This is a genomic window from Pseudomonas sp. NUPR-002 (genome assembly GCF_056322725.1).
Genome location: NZ_JBWGWS010000002.1, coordinates 1 through 16,336, shown reverse-complemented (window position 1 = coordinate 16,336; position 16,336 = coordinate 1). Strand labels below are relative to the sequence as shown.

Below are 16,336 nucleotides of genomic sequence, written 5' to 3'. Positions count from 1 at the left end.
TATGTTGTTGAACGAACTGGACAGCTTCAATGCCAAGGTAAAGGCCTTTACCGTTCTTGGTGTTATGGGCGTAGTTCTCGGGCTGTATCTCGCTGGTTATTGGTTCCTCTGGAAAATTGGCGAACCGCCATTCAATGCAACACCCAAGACTATCATTGACTATTGGGTTTATTACGGTGCTCAACCACAGGTTAAGAAGTGGCTGAGTATCTGCACGGTGGCGGGATTCATTCCGCCGCTTATCGTAATTGGAATCTGTGTTGCTCCGATCAACCGTAAGTTGCACGGTGATGCGCGGTTCGCCAATACCGCCGAAATCAAGCGGAACAAGTTGCTTGGCGAGCATGGTTTTATTATCGGCAAATGGCGGGGCCGCTTTCTGATGCTGTCGGGCCAGCTGGGTGCGCTCCTGTCGGCCCCGCCGCGCTCTGGTAAAGGCGTTGGTGTGGTGCAGCCCAACATGCTGAGCTGGCCTGATAGCGTCGTGCTGCTGGACGTGCGGAAGGAGTCTTACCGGCTGACCTCGGGGTTCCGGCAGACATTCAGCGATGTCTACCTGTTTAGTCCTGTAGACCCCGAAATGCGCACCATGCAATGGAACCCGCTCGACTACGTGTCAGACGATCCGATGCTGCGCGTTAACGATCTGCAAAAAATCGGCAATATGCTGTCACCAGATCCGGCAGACGGTGACCCATTTTGGCCAGCCTCTTGCCGCACTCTGTTCCTAGGTCTGGCTTTGTACGTATTTGAAACTCCAAGCCTGCCCCGAACATTCGGGGAGATTGTCCGGCAAATCATGTTCGGTGAAGGTGAAACCGTTGGTGAACACTGGAAAGAAATTATCGAGCAACGCGACGAATCCGCTATGCCGCTTAGTTCGGCCTGCAAGGCTGCGCTATATGATTTCATTTTCACTAGCGGTAATACGCAATCGTCTATTCGTAAGACCTTCACCGCTAAGTTAGAGTTGTGGCTTAACCCTCTGGTAGACGCTGCAACTTGCCGTAGCTCCGTTGACCTGCGCTTGCTACGGAAACAAAAGATTACTATCTACCTGGGCATTCTACCGAAAGACTTGGATTATCTGTCGTTGCTCTTGAACCTGTTTGCGCAGCAGATTCTTGAATTGAACATGGATGAAATGCCCGAAGATAACCCCGAACTTAAATACCAATTGGCTTGGATCATGGACGAATTCACGGCCCCCGGACGAATGCCAGTGATAGCCAAAGCTATCGGATACATGGGCGGCTATAACATTCGCCCGTTCATCATTGTTCAATCTATTTCCCAGTTGATCGCAACCTACGGAATCGAGGTTGCCAAAACGATCATTGAATGCTTGGGTGCTGAAATCGTATTCGCCCCTAAGAACAAAGAGCATGCCCGCACTGTGTCTGAAATGCTTGGTGACACTACGGTTAAAGCTAAATCCCATTCACGCCCAAAATTCGACATGAAAGGCGGATCTACTAATACGTCTGAAACGAAACGTGCCTTGCTGCTACCTCAAGAGGTACGCCAGATTGGTAAGAAGCGCCAAATCATCTTTGTGGAAAACATGAACGCCATTCTGTGCGAGAAAGTTTTCTATTATAAGGAAAAGGTGTTCAAGAAACGATTGCTTCCGCCGCATGTTCAACCGGTAGCAGAATACACTCCTCCTGCCGCCAGAGTGGCAAAACCAAAGCCTAAACCGGCCAAAGAAGAAATAACTGAAGTTGATGGCCAGCTGCTTAAGTACGTTGATCGGGAAATCGTTGCTGATGACATTGAAACTATAGATAAACTGTCCCTCACTGATTACAATATTGACTTTGAAAAAATCGAACTACCCGAAAACGAACCCGCCACTGACGAGGAAATGCAAGAACTGTTTGGCTCCTTTATTAATTCAATCGCTGACTGACGCAGAAGGAACGTAACTTATGGCTACTAAAGCTGATAAAGAAGGTCTTGTAACGGCGCTGCGTGAAAACAACGTCGATACCGCACTGGCAATCATCGACTCGAATAAATCTCTGAGCGCGAACATGAAAGAGCCGCTGGATAATGGCGTGCCTCTTCTTCTTTCCGCCGTTCGTGGCCAGCTTTCGACCGGTGAGAAAATCAATGGTCAAATGCTCCTGGAAGGTCTGGTATTGCGTGGGGCAGACGTGAACATGCGTTTGCCCAGCGGCAAGACGGTTATGCACGATCCGGCCCTGACCCCGCAGGCGGCTAAGGTGCTGATCGAGGCCGGGGCCAACATCGAGGCGAAGGTTTCGAAATCGGACTTGGAGGCTGGCCAGGTCAAGGGCGAAACCCCGCTCCTGTCTGCTGTGAAGGCCGGTAATGCCGAGGTGGCAAAGACGTTGATCGAGGCCGGGGCCAACGTCAATGCACGCGACCAGGACCGCGTTACGCCCCTGCACGCGGCAGCATCCGCCAAGGATGGCCGCACGGCCAACCGCTTGATCGAAGCCGGGGCCGATATCAATGCCAAGACCGCCGACAAGGATAATCCTCTTTCGGCGGTCGACGCGCTCAAGCAGAACGGTATTCCACTGATGGCCAAGGTTCCTGCTCCTGCTCCCGCACGCGAAAACAGCGTAGAAAGCGGCGTTTCCCGCGACGCTGATATCGACCCGGAACTGTCCGCGCTGGTTGGCCAGCAGCGCGACAACTTGCGCACGGCTGCGCAGAATCCGCGGCTGGACACTACTGTCGTTCAACAGCCTCCAACTACGCCTGAACTGGACAGCCAGGCCAAAGACTTTGCAAGCCGACGCCGTGCGGATCTGGAAGCCCAGCGCGCCGCTCCCGCCCTGGAGTCGGCAGATGCTGAGGCACGTTTGTTTGCAGCCCGCCAACGTGAGCGTGTACGCCTAGAACGGGAAACGCTGGGCCTGGCAGAGCGCACCCGCGAGCCGATGCCCCTGGTAGGCCCTGACAGTCGCGATTCAGCCGACGCTGGCCAACCCCTTCGTTTCAACAAAGAAGCCGTTACAGCGCGTGAGAAGGCCATTCCCGAGCATGTCAAACAACGGTTTGTCCAGGTGGACAACAAGTTCTATTTCCCCGATAAGACAGCAGCCTTCGATGACAAGGGCCAGAAACTCGCCACGAAGAGTGAAAACCAGGAAGTGATAGCTTCCATGGTGGACATTGCCAAGGCGCGTGGCTGGGAGAAAATCACCGTTAAAGGCACCGAGGAATTCCGCCGTGCTGCGTGGCTGGAAGCCTCCATGAACGGCCTGGAAGTGAGCGGCTACCGTCCTACTGCCATCGAGAAAGCGCACCTGGCTAAGCTGGTCAAGGACACTGCCAAAGAAAACAGCCTAGAGGCTGGTACCGAGCGCGATAAGGACGCTGGCCAGCGTCCGCCTAAATCACCTGCAGGTGATCGTCAGTTGCCAGGCCAGGCCGCCCCTGTCGCCGCCGTCAGCACCGAACAGAGCAAGGGCGAGCGTGGCCCGGATGTTTCCCGGCTCAAGGATTTCAGCATTCGTGCCGGTGTGACTACTGGGCAACTCCTCGAGCACGGCAAAGCCCCCTATCAGTTCAACGACAAGAAAGACCAGAGCTATTACGTCAAGGTTTCGACCGAGGCGGGCGAGCAGGTGGTGTGGGGTAAAGACCTGGAACGAGCCATGCGCGATAGCCAGGCCAAGCCTGGGGAAACCATCGCGTTGGAAAAGGTGGCCAGCAAGGACGTTACCGCCAAGGAAAAAGTGTTCGATGACCAGGGCCAGCAGATTGGTACCCGTGAAGTCGATGCGATCCGCAATACCTGGAAAGTGGGTTCGGTCGATAAGGCGCAAGCCTTCGTATATGGCGACCGCAGCGAAGTGGTTGGCAAGCACCCGGAATTGGCCCCGGCCTACGGCACTGTAGCGGCGGCGCACAAGTTTGCCGAACGGCAATGGCCGAACAACAAGGAAGAACAAGAACGGTTCGTAGCGGTCGCGCAGCTGGCCATGGCTGAACGCATCGCGCACGGCGATCCAGTACCGGCGCCTAAGATCCGCGAAGCCCAGCTGGTCAAGCAGCAGGGGAAGGAACAGGTACAAGCGGAGCCACGTAATGCCAAGCAGAGGGAGGCCGCCCGTTGAGGCGCCTTCCCCTGGCGTTCCTCCTGCTCTCGGTACTGGCTGCCCCTGGGGTGGCCAGCGCCGGGGCGCAGGCCGAGGAACAGATTTCCGCATCGGTTCGTGCGGGGTTAAGTCTGGCCGTCAGTGACCAGGCCACCCCGGACGGATCTTTTCTTTCCGTAGCAGCGAAGGAAGCCTGGCTAACTGCTCAGCTTCCCCGCCTGGTTGATTGGGTGCCTAACCCTGGTGAGCGTGAAAAGCTCTTGCTGGCCGTCCACTATGAGGCGACAAGGGCGGGCCTTGACCCTGAAATGGTTTTGGGCCTTCTGTACGTGGAAAGTCGGTTCCGCAAGTATGCGGTGTCCAGCGCCGGTGCTAGGGGCTACATGCAGGTCATGCCGTTCTGGTTGAAAGTGGTTGATCGGCCTACCGACAACCTGTTCCACCTGCGCACAAACCTGCGGTACGGTTGTGCAATCCTTCGTCACTACCTGGATACCGAAGGCGGTGACCTGTTCCTCGCTTTAGGGCGCTACAATGGCAGCCGGGGCAAGCGTGATTACCCCGACCTGGTGTTGGCTGGATGGAAGCGGTTCCAGCTTCCCCCGCCAGGCACGCCCGCTACGCAAATGGCGATAGCAGCACAATGAAAAAGCCCCGGTTACCGGGGCTTTTCATTGCTCGCGTGAGATGGGTTAGAGCTGCATCCTGCGGCGGTTTTCTTCGCTGACAGCATGGTTCACCAGGGCCAACACCTTGTCGACTACGTGCTTGACTGCAAGCCCTTTAAACAAAGTCGGCGTGACGTGGTACCGCTTCTCATTAGCCAGGATCTGCACGGCACGCTGCCAATGGCGGCTGTCGTTGCCTATAGCGATGATCGGTTGCGGGTGGACCTCTTCGATAGTCGCCAGGCGAATCCAACGGCGATCCCCCTCGGATGAACTGGGGTGCATACCTTCCTGACTTGGCGTGACCTGAATCCACATAGCGGGCTGGCCATGGGTAACAATGTTGTCCACCTGGAGCCTTTCAATGACTACTCCCATAACCCCGGCATAGTCCTGGTCTTCCAGGTCGCGAAGCGCTGGGACCACTTCCGCCAGTAGGTCCGGGTCCATCTGGAGCAAGTGAAAATACAGTTGGTCGCGGTCTAGTTCACCCTTGTAAATTCCTTTCACATCCTCCTTTGCCGCGTCGATCACCTGGGTTGCCAGGTGGTGCAGATTGGGGGTATCGGTCATATGCCTCTCTCCTTGGTGATAACCCAACATCTTGTGTCGCCGGCAGCTGCGATCGACACAAGATGTTGGGTTTCTGGCTTTAGCCTGGGGGTGGTAAGACTCTTAAAATCGGGAACAATTCCCGGTCACGCACCGCTCCAGCGTTCATAGGCGGCGATGATTGCGGGGTCAACCTCGGCAGCTGCGGTCGATGTGTTCCCATAGTGCAGCATGAGGCCGAACAGGTCGGCCATCAGCGACGCATCGGGATGCAAGCGGTGGTGGTTGTCTGCTGCTGGGTGCTGGTCACAGCACCGGCGCAAGGCTTCGGACAATGCTTGACGGGTAATGGTATCGGTGGCGTTCATGGCTGATTTCCTCTGTACTGACGCCGTGGTCATGGTGGCGTTTGCGCCTGGCCACTCCAGACCTGGTGCAACGTAACAAGAAAGCGGGACGGCTGAAACGCGCAGAATGCGCGCACTTCCTCGCCGCTGAGTGTGGCCAGGTCGATGACTCGGGTACACTTCACACGCTCGATGACGCGCTGTTGCTCGGGGCTTTTCTTAGTGGACATACCGCACCCCCTTGCGAATCGAGCGGCGCACGCGCTCTACGCAGACCTTGCCGCGCGCGTGCAAATCGACCCAGTGGGAACAGCCATTTATGGTGCCTTGAAAGACGACCTGGCCGGTACTGTCCAGGACGTTAAACAGTTGCGGTTTGCGGTGAGAGTCTGCGCGGTTCATTGGTGCGTCTCCTTAACAGAATACGCATTTATGATACGACACTTTTGCCAAAAGTGTTAGCGCAGATATTGCTAATATGGCTAGTCAGAAATTGATTTTTTGTTGACCTCAGCGCGGATTCGATAGACCGTGGCTATGCCCACGTCGCATAGCTTGGCGATATCGGCCATAGCCAGGTTCTCTTTCAGCCGTCGTTCAACGGCGGCCCACTTGGCCTGATTGCGGCCCCTGCCCCCTACCGGCTCCCCTCTCCTTCTCTTGTTGGCCAACCCCTCGCGTATTCGCTCCACACGCTTTTCCTGGTCGATCCTGGCTTGGGTGGCCATCAAGTCAAGCAATAGATCATTGATAACCGAAAGGAGTTGGCCGGTAACGTCATTGCCCCCGATAAGCAAATGTGTAGTGGGCAAGTCCGCGACAACCAAGCGCATGCCTTTGTCTTCGATCATCTGGCGCAACCGGCGCCAGTCGGCTCGGGATAGCCGGGAAAGCCGGTCAACGCTCTCGCATAGCAACACGTCGCCCGGCTCCGCTTCATCCAGCAGCTTGGCCAGCGCAGGCCGATCTATCTTGGTACCGGATATGGAGTCTGCGTAAACCCCGACGATGGACAACTGACGTTCAGCCGCGAATTGCTCCAGGGCGAACCTGGCTCGCTGCTCGTCCTGGTCTTTGGTACTGGCCCGCAAATAAAGGCGGCATTGGCTATTTATCATTTGACCCCAATAAACAAAGCTGAACGATAACCTATCGTTTGACTAATGATTTTCCGGCAAATGATAAATCAACCCGTACACTGTGGGCACTCTCGTTTGGGTAGACCTATCTGATAACTGCATCGGCAGCGTAGGAGCCATCTGCCGGCATCATCCTGGATCACCAAAGGTCCCGGGAAATCACGGCAATTCATCAAATTTGATTGACACAAGTGTCACCTTGTATATGATTGCAAGTGAGCGCGAAACCAGTGGCCTTCAGCGGCAATGACTGGCGTAGGAACCCCGGCGATGGCTGAACATCGGCGTAGGGTGAGACCTCCACACCCCTGCTTGAGGGTGTGAATATGAATATCAAGCATCTATTCAAGGGCTACTGTCGCTAGTAGCCCTTTTTCTTGCCTTCAAAAAAGTGTGTAGCGTTTGAACAACAACTCGCCATGACGATGTTTGTTGAGCGATTTAGCGTCCGTGTGCATAAAATTCCAGAGCATCAGCCCCTCGAAGAAAACGACGCTTACCAGCATTTGACGCTTTGACTCATATGCACCGATGAAAGCCAGGCGGTTAGTACCATCCGTAAAGGCCACCTTCCAAACCTCCAGCGGCCCTGTGAGCGTATCTAAAGCCATTCTCACATATCGTTCGCGAGCATCTAACCGCTTTTCGACAATGTGATAGATGCTGTTACGTTGTATCGTCACATCCCCCATAGGGGTCTCGACGGTTACGGACAGAATCGCAGGATCAATGAACCCCAAATGCTGAGCAGTTACCTCGATAGCGTCTTCATGGGTGGTCGCTGCGGTCACTTCGTCGAGGGCCTGCGTACGAAGCTCACGTGGCAGAGTTCGCAGGTCAGGCAGACCGCTATCAAGCCACGTAACTTGGCCTTTCACTTCGGAAATCTTGGGTAGGAAAATATCCGTGCTCAATCGTCAGTGCTCAATCTTGGCGTCGTGGAGTCATCATTGTGCCATGACTTACAAATCACGTTGCGACTAGTAGGGTTCGAGCCTGTTTTATCACTCGCCATTTTCTTTCCGTGGTAGCGATTTTGGGGCGTCGGCTTGACGCAGTAACTTGCCCTTGGCAGGACGGAAATCTACATGCTCCAGCTCTGAATCATCCCGTGGCATCCCGTAGTAAGCGATAAGGCCATCCCGCAAGGCAATGGCAGGGATGCCATAGCCACAATCGGAATGCTGCTCCACTAAGCCTGCTTCATCCACCAGGCGCCATTCATAGCTGCCGTTGGCCCCATCGCCAAACACTTCAACGCTAAAACCCGAATCGCACTCTACGGTCATCAGCGTTTTAACGTCGGTGGTGTAATTCAAAGCAAGGAATTCACGGCGTCTCATGATCGACCTCCGAGGCGGTTTGCGCTGGCTTGAGGTGCTGTCCGCGAATTTTACGTGCGCCGCTCCATACAAAGAAGGAACCGAATGCGATTGCGAACAGGTAGTAGCAGGACATTTTCAAGTCCCAATCGGTCAAGGTAGCCAGGAAGGCCCACAAGCCGAGTATTGCTGTGCCGGTTCCTACGATGATGTTGATCCAGGCCAAAACCACTTGGCCCATGCTGAGCTTCTGTTTCATGCTCCCTCCGGGGGTAGGTGGTACCAATCCACGCACAACAAATAACACAAAAGTGCGCATACAGAAAAGCCATTTCTGTTAACGCTCTTTCCCGTCTCGATCTGGTGCGGTTTGCTCCTGGCCGCGATCCTTCCCACGACCTTCCTTGATCTTCTGAACAATGGCCTTCTTGATTGCGTGCCGCTCGGTTTCCGGTCGAGGCATTGAAGCCGCATGTTCGCGAATAGCTTTGGCCAGGTCCGCGTCCCCTTCCGCTTCATACGTATTCGCGGCCTGGAGCATTTCACGCAGCGTCTTTTGCCGCCGGTTGATAATGGCCTTCTCCCACGGCTTCAACTCCGTGTCACCATCATTCAATTCCTTCGCGGCTTGCTTCACCTTCTCGGCTTGGACAAGTGAAGCCCCGCGCTGCTCCAGGTGATATATAGCTGCGGTCTTGCCCTTCCTGGTAACACCTCGGATCGACCTTGGCGTAGCGTTAGCTTCAATGCCCCTATCTCTAAGCTGCTCCGCGAAGGTTTCCCGCCAGGCCTGCAAGGTCGCTTTGCGGATGTGTAGGCGTCTCCCGTCATACCCCTCGGCCTTGATGATTAGGTGAACATGGGGGTGTGGTGGAGCATCCTTGTGCGGGTCCGTTTCAGGGGTATGCAGAACCATTGCATATTGGTGTTTTCCATACAGCGTTTCCCGCGCAAAGCCCTGAGCCGCTGCCAGTACCTTCTGCGGATCTGTTCCGGCAGGCATGGACAGCACGACATTGAACGCCTGTTTGAGCTTGCCCTGCCCCTTCGATAAGTCCATATCCCAAGAGTCGAATAGGTCGCCCACTTGATCCTTGCCCCGGATAAGTTCGCCCTGGTCATTAACCATGTCGAGCTTTCCATTTCGGGATATGTAATCGAAGTGAGCTTTTACGTGCTGGCTCGTCTTCCCGCCGCCCGATACCCGCACCATGACCTCGGGCACCTTGCGTACCGTGCGCCAGGCCTGAGCTTTTGCCGCGCCCTTCCCTAGCGTCAGTCTCTGCCCTTTTGGCTTGCGATGCCCAAAGGCGAATTCAATGTTGTGTTCTTGGTCGCGGGAGAACCCGCCCGCGTCATTGCTCGCCATCGTTCATCCCCCAATAGTCCAGGTTGCTTTTCACCAGACGTTTGACGAACTGCCGGTGCAAGTCGATGACCTTGTGCATGGTTTCCCACTGCACAGCATGAGCCTGGTTTGCATGATCCAGGCTCACATTGAGAGCACGGGCAATCTGGTTGACGTTACGACCAAGCGCCGAAAGCTGCATGGTCACTTGTCTTAGCTCCAGCAATTCTTTCTCGCTGAATCTCGGTTCACTAGAGAGATGTACGCGGAAAAGCTGGGCCAGATATTTGGACCTTGACCATCCCATTTCCCCCGCCAACTGTTCCAGCGCCTTACCTTCTGATGGTGCCAGTGGAACATCCACCCGCGCTTTAGCCTTCCCTGCTTCGGCGGGTTCGGCCTTGGCCATCGCCGAAGGCTCGGGCGATGGCTTCTGTAGAAATGCCTCCACCAGCTTTTCCAGTAGCGCGGCTGTCGTCATGTTCAATGACGCCGCCCGCTTGTCAAAGAGGCTTTTCGTGTCTGGATCTACCCGCGCCGATAGGAGCGGTTTCTTTGATGGCATGGCTTCTGCCCCTCCCGCAGTTCGAAGAACGAGGACCGCAGGGCGCACAGCGCCCGAGGACGTGCGCACCGAAGGTGCTGCACCTTTCGACGATTAGTCTATCCTGCATTAGCTCCTACACCAAGCCACTTTTTTGCCATGGCAAAAAAGGGCATCCACCTCTACGGAAACGTAGAGGTGGCAATCGCGGGCCAGGCTCTTGGCCGCGCAGAGCGCGGCCCGCCCCCGCCTGGTCGCCTGTTCGATTTTTGGATTGTACAAACCAGAACCGGCAGCGCCGCCTGGTCGCCCCATTGCTACTACGGAAAACAAATTTCGACGGCGGGCGCGGATCTGGCTTTTGCTCTCCCCCACCGGCCCGGCCGATGACAAGCGAAGCGCAGCCCGAAGCACGAATGTGCGCAGGGTGAGGGGCGCGGCTTTACCGCCCCGAATCGAGGGCAGCGGGGCCGGTGGGGGGGCTTTTGAGGTGGCGTTGTATCGGGCCGAAAAATTTGTCATGACAAAATTTGGTTTGTACAAACCAATAAAATGGATTGTACAAACCAAAGTTATACTATAATTGGTTTGTACAATCCAAAGGAGATTGGCCGATGATGATCCCCACGAAAGACGCCTATGACGAGCTAGACCGAGCCTACGCGCATTTCAACGCGGAGCTTTTCAGCGGCCAATTGCCCCCCTGCCTAATCACGCTCCAGCGCGAGAAAAAAACCTACGGCTATTTTTCGGCTGAGCGTTTTTTTAACCAGGGCGACAAATCGAAAACCGATGAAATCGCGTTGAACCCGGCCTACTTCGGCATCATCCCTCTGAAAGAGGTCATGCAAACGATGGTGCATGAAATGGTGCATCTGTGGCAGCACCACTTCGGTAAGCCAGGCCGCCGCCGCTATCACAATCGGGAGTGGGGCGACAAAATGAAAGCCGTGGGCTTGATGCCCAGCGATACCGGCAAGCCAGGCGGGAAGCAAACCGGCGAGCGCATGGCCGATTACCCCATAGAAGGCGGTGCATTCGAACAGGCTTTAGAAAAGTTGCTGGCCACCTCATTCAAAATCACATGGGCTGACCAACGCCCTGGGCGCCATGTGCCCGCCGAACTCCTGCAAGCTGCATTGGAAGGGGCGGTGGACGGGGTAGACCCTGAGAACATCCAGGCCCCCGAACTGACGGAACCGTCACCATCAAAGCAGACCCGCGCCAAATATAGTTGCGCCTGTGAAAACAAAATCAACGTGTGGGCCAAGCCTGGCTTGCACCTGATCTGCGGGGAATGCTCTCAGCGATTCCAAGAGGTTGAATAGCCCGGCGCTATCGCCGGATGGCGCTTTAGCTATACCCTAACGCATATATGTGTTAGGGTATAGCTATATGCCACCGGAGAAGCCGCCATGCAGATACCAGAGCGTGAAACCCTGTTGCACGTCTATGAAACGGAAGTCAAAGCCGCTTATGGCGAACTGCTGGAACGGTTCCTGTTCAACCGTACCGGTGGCGTTGAGACGTTGCGCCATATAGCGGGGCGGTGTGGGGCGCAGGTAGCAGCCGCGCACAAGCGGTGCAAACGAGAGCTGATGTTTGCGGCACTTAGAGCCGCCCGCGACGATGGGTTAGACATAACCCCAACGGTCGCGGAGCACCTATGCACCCGGCTGATAGGCCGAGGGGTTGCGCTGCGTGCCGCTCTAGTGACTTTCGGCACACCTGGCCGGACAGCGGCGACGAAATCCACCGTAGGCCAAGCAGACTTGGCCGACTTCGAAGCCGCGCTAGCCCCGCAGGTGCAGTCGCTCATAGATGAAATGACGGTGATCCGAGAGCGGTACAAGGAAGAGTACGACGACCGCGCAAGAGAGGCAGTGAAAGGATCTGTATAGGGAGTCTGCGCCACTTACCGTGGCGGTTTGGTAGATGGCTCGTAGCCTAGTCGCCGCGTTAGCTGGACCAGACCGACAATCTGCTGTCGCATGTACTGCCCGTGGGTCTCCAGTTCCTCTACCTGGTGTTCAAGCTCCCATGCCCGGCGATAGAGGCGCTGGTTAATAGCGATCACTCGTTGTAGCGCTGAACGCTCGCGGTCGCTTATGTCTCCCGCGTCAACGCCTCGACCTTCCAACTGGTCGAGAATGTCGGCGGGCACCTCCGGCAACTGCTCGTAATCCCAAAACATATTGGCTCCTTGTACTGTATATGCAACCAGTATGCGGCAGGTCGTTTCCGCCGCCAATACCCTGGCCAACCGGATTAGCGTGGCAGGCATGAGCTAACCTAGAGCATATATGCGTTAGGGTATTCAAATAAAACGGCCAGGCAATGGCCTGGCCTGGTTGATCCTGGAATACATGGCATTCAGTCACTCTGATAGGAAGCCGTAGCCGAAGGGGACCAGGCGGCTTAGCAGGGCGTCATAGCTCCAGGCCAAAGCCGTAGATACCACGCCCGCCACCAGGAATACGGTGAATATGAACCATTCCCCGAACAAGGCACAGGCCAGGAAGCCCAGCAGCGAAAGCGCTGCAACGACCTCCAGGGCTAGCACCACTGCCGGACGAATAAGCGACAGCAGCGAGAACGCTGCCAGTCGCAGTGATCCAGTAGCTACCTTATGAGCTTTCATTCCTGCGATCCTCCACGCTCAAGATTTGGACGGTCGACAAATCGACCTCGCCAATCTCGCCCGTGTCAGCATAAACCACCTGGACAATGCCGGTAGGGGTGAGGCTGGCGGCCCGGCCCTCGACCAGGATTTTAACCACTGGCCAAGCTTGGCCACCGTCCTGGGCTTTGGGTTCCGGGGTTGCTGGTGTTGGCTGCACCGCTGGCGGCAGGTCCAACGGACGTTCTAAATGTCCGTCACCATCAGGTTTCGGCCCTGTGGTTTCCTCCTTATTAGCAGGACCGTTGTTCTGGCCCCCGCTTGGCGCATTGTCGCTCTGCTGGGCCTTCGCCTCGGCTTGCGCCTTGGCTTGTGCATCCGCGTCGGCTTGCAGCGCTTCGCGTGTGCGCAACTGCTCCACCAGGCGCCCCAGCGATGCCCGTGTGATTTCCTCGGCTGGCTGCTGAGCGAACCGCTCGACCTCGGCGGGATACTCTTTGTGTGCCTGGATCAATTCGTACAGGGTTCGGCCACCGATCTGCGTATCGTCGCCCAGCTGCTGAATGAAATCCGGTGCCGTCGCCAGTGCCAGGTGTTGCGATACCGCATCGGCGCGCATCCCGAGACGTTCGGCGATATAGGATCGTTTGTCGCCTTCCTCGACCTTCTCCGCAATAAAGCGCGCAAGCTCCATCGTGGTTAGAGGCTCCTGCTCGGTGTTCTCTGTCACCTGGTCATAACCATCGGCCTTGTCCCCGAAGATAACCGGCATGGTTTCCAATCCGGCAAGGGTACAAGCACGCCACCGGCGTTCACCCATGACAATCACGTATTTGCCATCGGCGTTTTTTGGCCGAACCGTGACCGGCTGGTTAAGGCGACTGGCTTTAATGGTCTTGGCCAGTTTTTCAAGCTTGGCTTGGTCGAACTTCTTACGCGGCTGTTTCGGGTCCGGGATAACGTCGCCCGTTGGCACCTGGACAGGGCCAGCGCTCGCGCCCGAGGTGGCCGGTGCTGCTACCGGCGTCGGGTCAAAATTCGCCAGGTCGGTGAGGTCCAGTTTCTTAGCCATTGGCCTGCTCCATCGTTTTCATCATCATTTCAAATACGGCGCGCACCTCTTTACCGGACGTACGCGCAGCGGTTTTGATCTGGCCTTTCTCATCGCGCAAGCGCCACACCGGCACGCCTTCAGCCGCGGCTTCCTTCAATGCCGCGCTTTTCTTGACCAAACCGCCGAACAGGTACTTGCGGAAATGGGTCATCAACTGCTTGAGCCATTCGGTTTGTGCTGGCTGGGTCGCGTCAAACTCATTGGGCAAAATGCCCAGGCTTACCAGGTGCGGGTTCCACTGCTGCTGAATGAACGCAATCCGCTTCAAGACCTCTTTAGCCACATCAATGCTGTAATCGTCGATCCGACACGGGATGGCTACGTAATCAGAGCTGACCAGGAACGCGTTAGCCACACGGCTGTTAGAACCAGCGGTATCGACAATCACATAATCGAAATGCTCCGCGATACGACCGATTTGAGCACGCACCAGGGCTACCATTTCTTCATCGTCCATCGTGGTGCGCTCGGCCTTGATCAGACCTTTGTCACCCATCAGGACGCTAAGGGTTTGCCCCTCAACTGGCTGGATGGCTTCGAGAGGGGTGTCTTTGAAAAGATCAGACGCCACCATGCCAGGCACAGCGTATTGCGCCAGACGCTTGCTGCCGTTGCCTTGTTCGTCGCCGTCCAGGTACAGCACGCGCTTGCCCAGTTCAGCCAGGTAAAACGCATCGTTATAGGACAGGATCGACTTACCACTGCCGCCCTTTTGGTTAACCCATGATTTCTGCTTGAATTTGCGCGGTACGTTCATTGTTTGCCTCTGCTCAAGTTTGCCCGTGCGGTTTGTTCCATCTGCCTGACGTGTTCCGCCAGGTCAGGGGGTAGGGTGGCAAAGACTGTTACCCAGCCTTCCGGCGCTGTGCCATGTTCCTGGTGCAAGTCGTATGCTTTCTTCACCATCTGCGAGACGGCTTTCTCCGTAACGCCAAGATCGGCGGCTATGTCCTTCTGCTTACGCCCCTCGACCATGACTTGGCGCACCGCCTCGATGTTCGCAGGCTTCCACCGCGAGCCCATATGGGCCTTGAGCGTGTCGAAGTCCTGCGGTGTCAGTCGCTCTTTTCGTCGCATGGCTTTGCCTCGATCTAGCCATAAGTCACTAACTCCCATCTTGTTAGCCGTCCAGGTTGCCGCCTGGAATACTGACAGAATAGGTTAAGTTTTGCCTTGAGTAAACAGATAAACCCTTACGCCAGATAACCGGTTATCAAGCTGCGGGGACGGGATTTTCTTTCCGTAGTCGCGTTGTTCTGGATCACCTGGCCAGCGCACGCACCTTGCAGGTTTAGGTGTGGGGAAACGTGTCTACGGTGTGTCGAATCACTCCCCATCAGCCACCGCACTATGCTTTATGGGGGATCATCAAAGGCTAAAAGCAGCTGCCTTGGGCGTCGCTTACCGCGCCGCCTAGGGGCAGGTATCTGATTGGCACCATACTTAACATCGCTAATTTTCCCGGCCTGGCCTGTCTCTGGCTGGTCAGTCGGGGCGGATCTGGCCGCCTGGCTTAAAACGCCGGCGTTGAAAGGCACCACGTTGTTAACGCGGGCTTCGGTGAGGATGTGTCGATAGGTGGCCACCGTCTGCCTGGTGACGCCTGCAAGGCTCGCAATGGCCGCTTGAGCAAGCGGCTTGCCCTGTTGCAATAGGATGCGACACGCGGCACGGATCTTGGATTCTGTGGCCTTGTGTCGCTCCTGGTGCGTGCGTTTGGCCGCTAGGCGTTGCCGCTCGACCAGGGGAAGGCTTTTGTCTAGCTCCATCACGCCACGGTGGCACCGGCTGTTGCCCGTGTACTTGCTCCAGGTCCACCGGGCGACGGATTTGACCGTTGACCGGATCGAGGACAGCGGTAGGTCAGTGACAAACGAGCCGCGCCCGCCAAAGCGGTTAGCGTTGTGTGCATGGGCGGTTAAGCGCCGGACAAAGTGGTCATAGGAGCCTTTATCGCGCTCCAAGTTGACGATGCTGTAGGCGTAGAACCGCAGGTTCTCGAACAACATACAATGCCGCGAGTGGGAAGCCGCTTCGTAGTCTGGTCCTTTGCCCCATGGGGTGATCGGCTCCAGGTCTACGCACTCGGCCAGGTCGGCCAGCTCGTAGACGTGGTTATGCAGTTCCTGGGTCTGCCACCATGGATGGCCAGGCGTCTTAGCGACTGGGCCGCCATGGTAATTGGGATCGGCATCGAGCGCTGCCACGAAAGCCTTGTAGATGGCTTTCAGGTAGTTAATGGGCCGACTGCGGGCGTTGTCGGTAGTGCATACCGGGATAATGGCGTAATAGAGGTGTGTTCCGCCTGTACGCCTATTGCGCACTATCAGATTCGGTGGCGGTAGCCCGGCGTCATCCCAAATCAGCGCGTTGTAGTGGTCCAGGTCGAAGATTAGCCACGACACCATGCCTTCCCGGTTGATCTGCATATACGGATAGCAGACGGCGTATTCACGCGGCAGGATGCGCGCAGCGGTTTTGTCATCGCTGCAACGGGGCAGATAGGGGCATTCCTGGAGGACGCGATTAAGGGCGGTGCCTTCCTGGAAAAAGCGCTGATTGGGCCGAGCAGAGACGGCTGTGTCTTTGACTCTTAGGGCCAT

At 56.2% G+C, this 16,336-nt stretch carries 21 protein-coding genes; 5 read left to right on the top strand and 16 right to left on the bottom strand.

The genetic code is table 11. The annotated features are described in order from the left end of the window. The first annotated feature begins 1 nt into the window (after nucleotide 1). Genes ACVWSC_RS29200 through ACVWSC_RS29190 form a run of 3 tightly spaced genes read left to right on the top strand, consistent with a single transcriptional unit; the run spans nucleotide 2 to nucleotide 4,726 of the window. A complete protein-coding gene (locus tag ACVWSC_RS29200; RefSeq protein WP_250036193.1) occupies nucleotides 2-1,912 on the top strand; it encodes a type IV secretory system conjugative DNA transfer family protein in 1,911 nt (636 codons plus the stop codon). A gap of 19 nt (nucleotides 1,913-1,931) precedes the next feature. Next, a complete protein-coding gene (locus tag ACVWSC_RS29195) occupies nucleotides 1,932-4,097 on the top strand; it encodes an LPD7 domain-containing protein (RefSeq protein WP_212628912.1) in 2,166 nt (721 codons plus the stop codon). After that, the gene (locus tag ACVWSC_RS29190; protein WP_212628911.1) at nucleotides 4,094-4,726 is read left to right on the top strand and encodes a transglycosylase SLT domain-containing protein; all 633 of its coding nucleotides are present in this window, start codon (nucleotides 4,094-4,096) and stop codon (nucleotides 4,724-4,726) included. The genes ACVWSC_RS29195 and ACVWSC_RS29190 overlap by 4 nt, the downstream gene beginning before the upstream one ends. A 45-nt stretch (nucleotides 4,727-4,771) precedes the next feature. On the opposite strand, the gene ACVWSC_RS29185 is transcribed toward ACVWSC_RS29190, so the two are convergent. The 10 genes from ACVWSC_RS29185 to ACVWSC_RS29140 form a co-directional block, all read right to left on the bottom strand. After that, nucleotides 4,772-5,320 (bottom strand): hypothetical protein, encoded by a 549-nt coding sequence (locus tag ACVWSC_RS29185; RefSeq protein ID WP_212628910.1) that lies wholly within the window; start codon nucleotides 5,318-5,320, stop codon nucleotides 4,772-4,774. 125 nt (nucleotides 5,321-5,445) lie between these two features. Then, complete coding sequence (locus tag ACVWSC_RS29180; RefSeq protein WP_212628909.1) at nucleotides 5,446-5,667, bottom strand: DUF3717 domain-containing protein; 222 nt, start codon at nucleotides 5,665-5,667, stop codon at nucleotides 5,446-5,448. Nucleotides 5,668-5,696: 29 nt separating this feature from the next. Continuing rightward, nucleotides 5,697-5,876, bottom strand: a complete 180-nt coding sequence (locus ACVWSC_RS29175; protein ID WP_212628908.1) for a hypothetical protein — start codon at nucleotides 5,874-5,876, stop codon at nucleotides 5,697-5,699. After that, entirely contained in the window at nucleotides 5,866-6,048 is a 183-nt protein-coding gene (locus tag ACVWSC_RS29170) for a hypothetical protein (RefSeq protein WP_212628907.1), read from the bottom strand. Before ACVWSC_RS29170 ends, ACVWSC_RS29175 begins: the two co-directional genes overlap by 11 nt. Before the next feature lie 80 nt (nucleotides 6,049-6,128). After that, nucleotides 6,129-6,764 (bottom strand): recombinase family protein, encoded by a 636-nt coding sequence (locus ACVWSC_RS29165; RefSeq protein WP_212628906.1) that lies wholly within the window; start codon nucleotides 6,762-6,764, stop codon nucleotides 6,129-6,131. Nucleotides 6,765-7,168: 404 nt separating this feature from the next. Beyond that, the gene (locus tag ACVWSC_RS29160; protein ID WP_212628905.1) at nucleotides 7,169-7,699 is read right to left on the bottom strand and encodes a PBECR2 nuclease fold domain-containing protein; all 531 of its coding nucleotides are present in this window, start codon (nucleotides 7,697-7,699) and stop codon (nucleotides 7,169-7,171) included. Between the two features lie 90 nt (nucleotides 7,700-7,789). Next, nucleotides 7,790-8,128, bottom strand: a complete 339-nt coding sequence (locus ACVWSC_RS29155) for a hypothetical protein (protein ID WP_212628904.1) — start codon at nucleotides 8,126-8,128, stop codon at nucleotides 7,790-7,792. After that, nucleotides 8,115-8,366 (bottom strand): hypothetical protein, encoded by a 252-nt coding sequence (locus tag ACVWSC_RS29150; protein ID WP_212628903.1) that lies wholly within the window; start codon nucleotides 8,364-8,366, stop codon nucleotides 8,115-8,117. The genes ACVWSC_RS29155 and ACVWSC_RS29150 overlap by 14 nt, the downstream gene beginning before the upstream one ends. 78 nt (nucleotides 8,367-8,444) lie before the next feature. Continuing rightward, nucleotides 8,445-9,476 carry a relaxase/mobilization nuclease domain-containing protein gene (locus tag ACVWSC_RS29145; protein ID WP_212628902.1) on the bottom strand — a complete coding sequence of 344 codons (1,032 nt, stop codon included), beginning with the start codon at nucleotides 9,474-9,476 and terminating at the stop codon, nucleotides 8,445-8,447. Continuing rightward, nucleotides 9,463-10,020, bottom strand: a complete 558-nt coding sequence (locus ACVWSC_RS29140) for a plasmid mobilization relaxosome protein MobC (RefSeq protein ID WP_212628901.1) — start codon at nucleotides 10,018-10,020, stop codon at nucleotides 9,463-9,465. Before ACVWSC_RS29140 ends, ACVWSC_RS29145 begins: the two co-directional genes overlap by 14 nt. A 593-nt stretch (nucleotides 10,021-10,613) precedes the next feature. Here ACVWSC_RS29140 and ACVWSC_RS29135 point away from each other — a divergent pair. Both ACVWSC_RS29135 and ACVWSC_RS29130 read left to right on the top strand, forming a co-directional pair. Beyond that, nucleotides 10,614-11,327, top strand: a complete 714-nt coding sequence (locus ACVWSC_RS29135) for a SprT-like domain-containing protein (protein ID WP_212628900.1) — start codon at nucleotides 10,614-10,616, stop codon at nucleotides 11,325-11,327. An 87-nt stretch (nucleotides 11,328-11,414) separates the two neighbouring features. Then, complete coding sequence (locus ACVWSC_RS29130) at nucleotides 11,415-11,900, top strand: hypothetical protein (RefSeq protein ID WP_212628899.1); 486 nt, start codon at nucleotides 11,415-11,417, stop codon at nucleotides 11,898-11,900. A 14-nt stretch (nucleotides 11,901-11,914) separates the two neighbouring features. Here ACVWSC_RS29130 and ACVWSC_RS29125 read toward each other — a convergent pair whose 3' ends face one another. The 6 genes from ACVWSC_RS29125 to ACVWSC_RS29100 all read right to left on the bottom strand — a co-directional run bounded on the left by ACVWSC_RS29125 (nucleotide 11,915) and on the right by ACVWSC_RS29100 (nucleotide 16,336). After that, nucleotides 11,915-12,193, bottom strand: coding sequence for a hypothetical protein (locus ACVWSC_RS29125; RefSeq protein WP_212628898.1), 279 nt, complete (start codon nucleotides 12,191-12,193; stop codon nucleotides 11,915-11,917). A 183-nt stretch (nucleotides 12,194-12,376) separates the two neighbouring features. Further along, nucleotides 12,377-12,640 carry a hypothetical protein gene (locus ACVWSC_RS29120; RefSeq protein WP_182275388.1) on the bottom strand — a complete coding sequence of 88 codons (264 nt, stop codon included), beginning with the start codon at nucleotides 12,638-12,640 and terminating at the stop codon, nucleotides 12,377-12,379. Next, a complete protein-coding gene (locus ACVWSC_RS29115) occupies nucleotides 12,627-13,691 on the bottom strand; it encodes a ParB/RepB/Spo0J family partition protein (protein ID WP_212628897.1) in 1,065 nt (354 codons plus the stop codon). Before ACVWSC_RS29115 ends, ACVWSC_RS29120 begins: the two co-directional genes overlap by 14 nt. Further along, nucleotides 13,684-14,490, bottom strand: coding sequence for a ParA family protein (locus ACVWSC_RS29110; RefSeq protein ID WP_212628896.1), 807 nt, complete (start codon nucleotides 14,488-14,490; stop codon nucleotides 13,684-13,686). Before ACVWSC_RS29110 ends, ACVWSC_RS29115 begins: the two co-directional genes overlap by 8 nt. Continuing rightward, nucleotides 14,487-14,810, bottom strand: a complete 324-nt coding sequence (locus ACVWSC_RS29105; RefSeq protein WP_182275391.1) for a TrfB-related DNA-binding protein — start codon at nucleotides 14,808-14,810, stop codon at nucleotides 14,487-14,489. The genes ACVWSC_RS29110 and ACVWSC_RS29105 overlap by 4 nt, the downstream gene beginning before the upstream one ends. 278 nt (nucleotides 14,811-15,088) lie before the next feature. After that, nucleotides 15,089-16,336 (bottom strand): replication initiation protein, encoded by a 1,248-nt coding sequence (locus ACVWSC_RS29100; RefSeq protein WP_212628895.1) that lies wholly within the window; start codon nucleotides 16,334-16,336, stop codon nucleotides 15,089-15,091.